Source organism: Bradyrhizobium sp. MI1.10 (assembly GCF_055811035.1).
The window spans coordinates 22,760-31,083 of sequence record NZ_JBVVPN010000055.1 but is presented as its reverse complement, the minus strand read 5'-3'; the positions used below and the strand labels follow the sequence as shown (position 1 = coordinate 31,083).

At 65.1% G+C, this 8,324-nt stretch carries 8 protein-coding genes; 4 read left to right on the top strand and 4 right to left on the bottom strand.

The genetic code is table 11. The annotated features are described in order from the left end of the window. Positions 1 to 135: 135 nt before the first annotated feature. Entirely contained in the window at positions 136 to 1,131 is a 996-nt protein-coding gene (locus AC0L3K_RS35395; protein WP_473255987.1) for a glycerophosphodiester phosphodiesterase, read from the bottom strand. A 158-nt stretch (positions 1,132 to 1,289) separates the two neighbouring features. On the opposite strand from AC0L3K_RS35395, the gene AC0L3K_RS35390 reads away from it, so the two are divergent. The 3 genes from AC0L3K_RS35390 to AC0L3K_RS35380 are packed head-to-tail and all read left to right on the top strand — an operon-like array spanning position 1,290 to position 4,665. Further along, the gene (locus AC0L3K_RS35390) at positions 1,290 to 2,249 is read left to right on the top strand and encodes an acyl-CoA desaturase (RefSeq protein WP_473367749.1); all 960 of its coding nucleotides are present in this window, start codon (positions 1,290 to 1,292) and stop codon (positions 2,247 to 2,249) included. A gap of 45 nt (positions 2,250 to 2,294) precedes the next feature. Next, positions 2,295 to 3,677: an MBOAT family O-acyltransferase gene (locus tag AC0L3K_RS35385; protein ID WP_473255985.1), complete on the top strand. Its 1,383-nt coding sequence runs from the start codon at positions 2,295 to 2,297 to the stop codon at positions 3,675 to 3,677. A gap of 25 nt (positions 3,678 to 3,702) precedes the next feature. Next, on the top strand, positions 3,703 to 4,665 hold the full coding sequence (locus tag AC0L3K_RS35380) for a hypothetical protein (RefSeq protein WP_473367748.1): 963 nt from the start codon (positions 3,703 to 3,705) through the stop codon (positions 4,663 to 4,665). Positions 4,666 to 4,671: 6 nt separating this feature from the next. On the opposite strand, the gene AC0L3K_RS35375 is transcribed toward AC0L3K_RS35380, so the two are convergent. The 3 genes from AC0L3K_RS35375 to AC0L3K_RS35365 all read right to left on the bottom strand — a co-directional run bounded on the left by AC0L3K_RS35375 (position 4,672) and on the right by AC0L3K_RS35365 (position 7,647). Next, entirely contained in the window at positions 4,672 to 6,372 is a 1,701-nt protein-coding gene (locus AC0L3K_RS35375; protein WP_473255983.1) for a fatty acyl-AMP ligase, read from the bottom strand. Between the two features lie 24 nt (positions 6,373 to 6,396). Then, entirely contained in the window at positions 6,397 to 6,651 is a 255-nt protein-coding gene (locus AC0L3K_RS35370) for an acyl carrier protein (protein ID WP_018454262.1), read from the bottom strand. A gap of 225 nt (positions 6,652 to 6,876) precedes the next feature. Continuing rightward, positions 6,877 to 7,647, bottom strand: a complete 771-nt coding sequence (locus tag AC0L3K_RS35365) for a L,D-transpeptidase (RefSeq protein WP_007600886.1) — start codon at positions 7,645 to 7,647, stop codon at positions 6,877 to 6,879. 315 nt (positions 7,648 to 7,962) lie between these two features. On the opposite strand from AC0L3K_RS35365, the gene AC0L3K_RS35360 reads away from it, so the two are divergent. Beyond that, positions 7,963 to 8,286 carry a hypothetical protein gene (locus AC0L3K_RS35360; protein WP_007600887.1) on the top strand — a complete coding sequence of 108 codons (324 nt, stop codon included), beginning with the start codon at positions 7,963 to 7,965 and terminating at the stop codon, positions 8,284 to 8,286. The last annotated feature ends 38 nt before the right edge of the window (positions 8,287 to 8,324 follow it).

Genomic DNA, 8,324 nt, shown 5'->3' with positions numbered 1-8,324 from the left:
GGGGCCGCCGCCCCCCCCCCCCCGCCCCCGCCCCCCCCCCCCCCGCGCGCCCCCCGGCCGCCCCGCGGGCCCCCCCCCCCCCCCCCCGCGCCCCCCCCCCCCCCCCCGCTACAGCAGAAAGCCTGCGGCTCGGCCTCACGGCGTCACCGGTGTCCCCGCGGGCAACGCAATTGCCTTCTCGCCCGCGACTTGCCGCAACAAATCGGGCCTGTCGGAGATGATGCCGTCGACGCCGATCTCGATCATCCGCGCCATGTCCTCAGGCTTGTTGACCGTCCAGACCACGACGTGCAGCCCGAGCGCGTGTGCCTCGGCGATCAGCGCCGCGGTCACATCGCCGAAATAGGGCGACCAGATCGCGCCGCCCGCAGCCTTGATGGTTCGCGGCAGGGAGCCGCCGTGATCGGCCGGGCTGAACCCGGCTGTCCAGCTGGTCGCCTTGTCCAGCGCCACCGTCTGGCTCGAGCCGCGCTGGAGCGTCAGGTACACCGTCGGCATCTTCGGTGCCTGCTGCTGGACGAGCAGCAGGGTCCGCCAGTCGAACGACTGTATCATGACGCGGTCGGAGAATTTTTCGGCTTCGATCAGCGCGAGCAGCCTGGTGACGAAAGCTTGCGGATCGAGCGTCTCGTCCGGATGGTTCGGATCGATCTTGGTCTCGATGTTGAAGCGCACCCGATTGTTGCCGGATTTGCGCACCAGCGCGAAAAGTTCGCTCAAGGTCGGAATGCGGGTCCCGGGCACGGCGCGCTGATCGGGAAATTGCTTCGCGTAAGGACTGTCCGGACGTATCTGGCCGACGTCGTAGCTCCTGACCTGCTCGAGCCGCAGCTTCACGAAGGGCGTGCCGGGAGCCGCGACATAGGCGCCGCTCGCATCCCGCGTGATATCAGGGTTGAGCCCGCGCTCATGCGAGACGACGACTTCGCCGTCGGCAGTGATGCCGACGTCGAGCTCCAGCGTGTCCACGCCCATCGACAGCGCGTTGGCGAAGGCCGGAAGCGTGTTTTCCGGCAGCAGTGCCCGCCCGCCGCGATGGGCCTCGAGGTCGAAAGCCGAATCAGCCCCCATGGCCGGTCCCGCAATGAGAAGTGACAGTACGGTCAAGATCGTCGCAGCACGTGACGGCATGGCGGCTCGTGGGGCAAGCGGAAAGGGATATTTGAACGCATTTGGGCATGTCCGGCCCATAGTATAGGCTTTCGTGGCTGTTGAAACCTTGGGCGGTGGCTTGGGTTGCGGCCGCCGCGGGGGTATGTACTCATGGTCGGCGCCCTGGAATCCCGCCCGTGCAGCAGCAACACGATCATCGAATTATTCGTAGCCGGCATTTTCGCCGGATGCAGCGCCGGCATTTCATCATCTTCGACGTTTTGCCCTTCGTCGGCACACTGGTGGCGCTGGTGCTTCTGCTCTACCGCCCGATTGGCGCGGCGGAGCTTGGCCTGTTCGTCGGCTTTTGGCTGGTCACCGGCCTCGGCCTCACCGTCGGCTATCACCGGCTCTTCACCCACCGCGCCTTTGCGACCTCCACGGTGATGAGTGCGATCCTGGTCGTGATGGGATCGATGGCCGGCCGCGGTCCCATGCTGTCCTGGGCGGCAATGCACCGCCGGCACCACGAATTGTCCGATCACGACGGCGATCTGCATTCGCCGCGGCTGCACGGCGAGGGCCCGTTCGGCCGCCTGCGCGGCTTCCTGCACGCGCATTTGACCTGGATGATCGAGCACGATTATCCCAACGTTGCGCACTATGTCCCGGATCTGATGGCGGATCGCAGGCTGGTTGCCGTCAACAGCTACTACTACACTTGGGTCGGTCTCGGCCTGGTGCTGCCGGCCGCGATCGGCGGCGTCGCCACCATGAGCCTGTGGAACGCGCTGACCGGCTTGCTCTGGGGCGGCGTGGTGCGCATGTTCGTGGTCGAGCAGACCATGTCGGCCATCAACTCCGTGATGCACAGCTTTGGCGCGCAGCCCTTCGTCACCCGCGACGACAATAGCCGCAATCTCGGTGTGATGGCCTGGCTTGCCTGGGGCGAGGGCTGGCACAACAATCACCACGCCTTTCCCTATTCCGCGGCCTTCGGCCTGCGCTGGTTCGAATTCGATCCCGGCTTCATCTTCATCCGCGCCCTGGAAGCGCTCGGATTGGCCTGGGACGTCAAGGTGCCGAGCGAGGAGAAGATTGCGCGACGCATGCTGCGGCAGCCGGGCGACGCTGCGCCCGACCTCGAAACGGGCTGAGCATCATCCGCCGGCTCACTCCGGCGATGGCGCAGCTTTGAACCGATGCTGTTCAACGACTATCCCTTCCTCCTGGTCTTCCTGCCCGCGGCGCTGCTGATCTATCGCTTGGCCGATCCCTATCCGCATCTGCGCATGGGCGTGCAGGTCGCGCTGTCGCTCGCCTTCTATGCCTGGGGCAGCCCGTCCTTCATCCTGCTCCTGATCGGCTTGATCGTGATCAACTGGCTTGCCTCGGTCGCCTATGGGCGCGTGAAGTGGCCGGCGGTGCTGACGCTGGTGCTCATGCTCGATCTCGCGGTGCTGGCGTTGTTCAAATACGCCAACTTCCTTCTCGCCAATCTCGGTCTGGCGTTGGGTACGACGTTGCCGGTGCTCGATGTCGGACTGCCGCTCGGCATCTCCTTCTTCACCTTCCACCACATCATGTATCTGGTCGACTTGAAGCGCGGGAGGGCGCCGCTCTATGCGCTCGACCGCTACGCGCTCTACATCACCTTCTTCCCGCAGGCGATCGCCGGCCCGCTGGCGCGCTGGTCGGAGGTGATGCATCAGTTCGGCAGGCAGATCTACGTTCCGGGCTGGCAGCGCCAGTTCTGCGTCGCGACCTGCTTCATCGCGATCGGCCTGTTCGAAAAAATCGTGATCGCCGACGGCCTCGCGCATCTGCTCGATCCCATCTACGCGCAGGCAGCGAACGGGCCCTTGCCCAGCGGCGATGCGTGGCTCGCCTTCTGCTTCTCCTTCCAGATCCTGTTCGATTTCTCCGGCTATTCCGACATCGCGATCGGCCTCGGCCTCCTGTTCGGCGTACAGCTGCCGTACAATTTCGATGCGCCGCTGCGCTCGACCAATATCCAGGATTTCTGGCAGCGCTGGCACATCACATTGATGCTGTTCCTCCGCGACTACGTCTTTTACCCGCTGGTCAATCTGCGCTTGTTGCCGCGGCGCTGGCTTCCCGTACAGTTTTTCGCCGCCATGATGATCACGATGGCGCTGTGTGGCCTCTGGCACGGCGCGAGCTGGACCTTCGTGCTGTGGGGCGTGCTGCACGGTCTTGCGCTGGTCGCCTGCACGCTGTGGCGCCGCTACGGTCCGGAGTTCCCGTCATGGCTCGGCTGGGCGCTCACCGTATTGTTCGTGCTCGCGACCGGCGTGATCTTCCGTGCGGGATCGGTGGAGGCGGCATGGCATGTCTTCGCCGGACTGGTTTCGCCGCTGCCGCTCGAGCGCGGAAAGCATTTGTGGCCGCTGGTCGCAGCGCCGCTGTTCGCCTTCCTGCTGCCGGCGAGCCAGGACATTGTGGCGGTGCTCACGCGCCGTCCCAATCCGTGGCTCGCAGGTCTGCTCGGTCTTGGGCTGTTCGCATTGCTGCTTCACATGGGTGGTCGGGATCTCCATGAGTTCGTCTACTTCAAATTCTGAGACCGACCCCGGCTGGGGCCGGAGCTTGCTCGCGTGTCTGGGCACGCTGATCGGCGCTGCGCTGCTGGTGCTCGCACTGATGGTGGCGGTCGATCCCTATGACAGCGGCAAGCTCGGTCTGTTCGGCATCGAGGGCGTCGACAATCGTCTGACCCAGATCACGGCCGCGAGCCGCGCGAGGAATCCGGATTTCAATGCCGCTATCCTGGGTAATTCGACGGCGCAGATGATCGAGCCGACGGAATTGTCGCGCGCAACCGGCCTGCGCTTCGTGCAGCTCTACATGACCGGTGCGTTTCCCCGCCAGGAGCTCGCGGTGCTGGACTTCTTCCTCCGAAATCACAAGGATGTTGGTGCACTGGTGGTCGTGACTGACCCCGGCTGGTGCGCGCATGCACGGGCGAAGGAGGAGGGCGGCGTCCCGTTTCCCGACTGGCTCTACGACAGAAGCGTCGTCACTTACGCTGCACGGCTGATCTCCTGGCAGGCGATCGAGCACGCTTTTCAGCGCATCAGTATCGGGCTTGGTCGCCGACCACGGATGAACCCCGACGGCTTTGTCAGCTATGAGGACATCTGGCCGCCGGGTCAATTCAAGGAAGTCGGCTGGCCCAGGGATCCGGCGCCGTCCTCGTCCACCGAGATGCGGGCGACATTTCCCGAGATCGCTGTGCTCGCAGATACCGTCAGGACATTGTCGGCCGATGTGCCCGTCGTCATCATCGTGCCGCCGACCTTCGCGACCACCGTGCCGAAGCCCGGTACGGAAACCGCCCTGGAGCGCAGCGCCTGCGACGCGGCGCTGAAGAAAGTGGTCGCGGGCCGACCGCGTAGCAATTTCATCAGCTATCGCGTTGACAACGATCTCACGCGCGACCGCGCCAATTTTGCCGACTTCATCCATTATCGCCCCATCCTCGCGCGCAAGATCGAGCAGGGGATCGCTGCGAGCCTGCGCGATGGGGAGAGCGCGAAGATCGATTTCTGAACCGTCTCAGCCGAGCTGCTCGAATCCCCCATCGAGCCAGAGCTTGCGTGCCAGCTTGCGCTGGATCTTGCCGCTGGTGGTCTTCGGCAGAGTGCCGGGCCGGATCAGCGCGATGTGGCGCGCGGAGAGCTCGTGGTTGTCGGCGGCGGCCTCGCGAATCCGACCCTTGATGGCTTCGGTGTTGATCGAGTGGCGCGCAGTGCGCTCGATTTCCTGGACGATGACGAGTGTTTCTTCGCCGGTCTCGTCCGGCACCGAGAACGCCGCGCCGCAATTTTCGCGCAAAGCTCGATCGAGCGATTGCACGGTGCGCTCGACGTCCTGGGGATAATGGTTGATGCCACGGATGATGATGAGGTCCTTGATCCGTCCCGTGACGAACAATTCGCCCGTGGCGTCGACGAAGCCGAGGTCGCCGGTGCGCAGCCATGCCCCGTTTTCGGCGGCAATCTGCGCATTGAGCCCCTCGCGCGTCGCCTCGTCGTTGCGCCAATAGGCGCGGGCAATATTGGCGCCGTTCACCCATATTTCACCGACCCGGTCCGCGGGCAGGCGCGTCCGATTGTCCGGGTCCACGATCGCGATCCGTTCGCCGGTGAGCGCGCGCCCGCAGCCGACGGCGATCTGCGTGTCTTCGGCGCCGGAAGGCGCTTCCGCCGCATGCGCCTGAAGCGCCGTGCGGCTCAGGCTGCGTGTGACATGACCTCCGCCGCGGCGTCCGCCGGAAATCAGGAGTGTCGCTTCCGCCATTCCGTAGGCGGGATACATCGCGCGCGGATCGAAGCCGTGGGGCGCGAATGTCTGGACGAACCGCTCGATGGTTTCCGCACGCACCGGCTCTGCGCCGTTCAGCGCGATCCTGAGCGAGGACAGGTCGACGCCCTCCATCTGGTCGGCGCGATAGCGGCTGACGCAGAGATCGAAGCCGAAATTCGGGCTGCACGCCACTTCCGCGCGAAAATGCGAGATCGCGCGCAGCCAGCCGAGTGGCCGCTGCATGAACGCATTCGGTGCCATCAGCACGCAGGTCGCCCCAACATAGAGCGCCTGCAGTGCGTTCAGGATCAGCCCCATGTCGTGATAGAGCGGCACCCAATTGACGTAAGTCGATTGCCGGGTGTTGCCGAGCGCGAGCCGGATCATCTCGAGATTGGCGAGCAGATTGGCGTGGCTCACCATCACGCCTTTGGGCGCGGACGTCGAGCCGGAGGTGTATTGCAGGAAGGCGATGTCGTCCGGCGCCGGCTCGGGTAGTTCGATTGTCTCACCATCGTCCGCGGCGAGATCGACCTCGATCCAGCGAATGTTCTCATGCGCGAAGCGTGCCCGCAGATCACCACGGAGCGCGACGGCCGAATTGGTCAGCGCCACCGCCGGCGTGCAATTGGCGAGGATCGCGGCGCTGGCATCGCGCGCGCTGTTTCGCCGCGGCATCATCATCGGCACGGCGATGATGCCGGCCATCAGACAGCCGAAGAACGCCACCATGAACTCGATGCCGGGCGGAAACACCAGGATGGCGCGGTCGCCGGGACGCGCGGCCACGGTCAGTCGCAACGCGAGCGCGCCCGCGGCATCGTGCAGCTGTCGAAAGCTGAGGGCAGCTTCCTCCGTCCCGCGATCGGAGACGAAGACATAGACGCGGTCGTCGGCCTGCTCCGCCGCACGCCGGGCCAGCAGTGCCACGAGCGAGCGGAAGGTTTCCATGGGTTGCGCCGGCTTCAGCCGCCCTCAGGCGGCGGGGCGGATTGCGCGCTTATCGGCGAGAAATCGCGACAGCGCCTCAACGGTCGGATGGTCGTAGAAGTCGTCCGTCGATAGTTCGAGGTCGAGCTTCTCCTCGAGTTCCATCATCAGGTAGACCAGCATCGCCGAATCGAGCCCGAGGCGGCTGAATTTCGTGCCGATGTCGACGCGGTCGCTCGAAATTCGCAGGATATTTGCCAGGGCGGTAACGCAGAAATCCGAAATCTGCTCGCGTGTCATGTCATGTCCCAGAAACAATGGGAACGACAATACGGGCGACCCCCTGGTTGTCAATTTGGCCGGAACGCCGCCGCGTCGAAGGTTGTGGACTGTTGCTTCCTTGCGTCGGCCGGTGCCCAATCCGTGCACAGGCCGGCGCTATTTCCAGCGGTCGACTGCGGCAAGCGCCCGTCGCGGCAGCGGCTTTCTGATTTGATTGCCCGGCAACGCCGCGTCCAGATAGCGTCAGTTCTGGTAGTAATAGCCACGCGGTTGGTAAACCTGCCGGGGCTGCGGCTGATAATAGGTGCCGTTGCCCTGATTGTAATATTGCTGCGGCTGCTGCTGGTAGACCTGCGCGTCATAGAGCGGGCGGCTGCCACGCGGTGCCGGGTAGCGCGTGCCGGTGTCGCTGCCATCGGCTGGATAGATGTAATTGTCGTCCTGGGGCATGTAGCGGCGGGCGGGCTGGGCCGTCGGTGCGAGATTCACGGGGTCGCCTGATGTGGCGTACTGCTCCTCGGTCGGCTGCGGTGCGCGGGCGACAGCCGTGGGGTTGCGGCCGCGCGGGTTGCGGGCGAGCGCCACCTGCGACGAGCCGGTCAGCGTCACCGTGGTGTTGAGCACGCCCTGCTGCTGCACCAGCGCGTAGAGCGTCGAGGCGTTCTGCCGCGACAGCCGCACGCAGCCATGAGACGCCGGTGTGCCGAGCCGGCCGACCGAGTCTGTGCCGTGGATGGCGTGCCCGATCTTGGTGAAGAAGATCGAATGCGGCATCGGCGCGTCGTCGAATTCCTTGGAGTAGTGGTCCTCTTCCATGCGGAAGGCACGGAACGCGCCGTTCGGCGTCTCGCGGGAGGGGATGCCTGTCGACACCGGCCAGTGATAGCGCGCGATGCCGTCGACGGCGACGGTCATCTGCTGATTGTCCTTGTCGACGGTGATCTCGACCTTGGCCTGCGCGGCGCCCGCGCTCAAAAGCATCAGGGAGGTGAAAGCAATAAAAAACGAACGCATCTGAGTTCTGGCCTCCGGCCTGTTCACGCTAGGCGCCGCGGCTCTCCGTCCCCCGGCGTGCAATATGCCTGCAATCCGGCTTTCGTTCCAGCGGCCTGCCCGGCCATCGTTAACGTGACGGCGGGCGTTAGCAAGGCCGCTTTGTGCCGCGCCGCCCGTGGCGATGCTGACATTTTCGCGAGCGGGCACGCGTTCACAACGCCGACAATTCGTCACAAAGGCGCAACCATTTGGCCGCGCCCGGCGTTGAAGATGCCTGCCTCGACAGGCGGCGTTCGCCGCCAATTGCCCCTTACACCGTCCCTGGGACCGAAAATGAACAAAGCCCGTATCACCGCCGCGTCATTGCCGGCCGGTTTGCCCGTCCGCCTGCTGTTTGCAGCCGCCGCCATGGCGCTGGCGCTGTTGTCGCTGCCACATGCCGGGCACGCGCAGGGCATCGTGCGCGGCGCCCAGGAAGGTTCTTATGAAGGCAACCGTATCGCCGGTCCTGTGGGCGGCGTGGTCGGTGGCGCGGTCGGCGCCGGCGTTGGCGGGGCCGTGGGAGCAGTCGAGGGTGTGTTCGGCATTCCCCATCGCGGCCACCGCCGCTGCCGCGGCTATTACGACGGATACAACCGCTTCCACTGCTATCGGTAACCCCTGGCGATTCCGGGGCGCGCGCGTGCCCCCGGAAT

Excerpts from the sequence above, each read along its gene's own strand:
- AC0L3K_RS35365 (WP_007600886.1), bottom strand. The coding sequence starts at position 7,647 with ATGCGTTCGTTTTTTATTGCTTTCACCTCCCTGATGCTTTTGAGCGCG.
- AC0L3K_RS35395 (WP_473255987.1), bottom strand. The coding sequence starts at position 1,131 with ATGCCGTCACGTGCTGCGACGATCTTGACCGTACTGTCACTTCTCATT.
- AC0L3K_RS35360 (WP_007600887.1), top strand. The coding sequence starts at position 7,963 with ATGAACAAAGCCCGTATCACCGCCGCGTCATTGCCGGCCGGTTTGCCC.
- AC0L3K_RS35385 (WP_473255985.1), top strand. The coding sequence starts at position 2,295 with ATGCTGTTCAACGACTATCCCTTCCTCCTGGTCTTCCTGCCCGCGGCG.
- AC0L3K_RS35370 (WP_018454262.1), bottom strand. The coding sequence starts at position 6,651 with ATGACACGCGAGCAGATTTCGGATTTCTGCGTTACCGCCCTGGCAAAT.
- AC0L3K_RS35375 (WP_473255983.1), bottom strand. The coding sequence starts at position 6,372 with ATGGAAACCTTCCGCTCGCTCGTGGCACTGCTGGCCCGGCGTGCGGCG.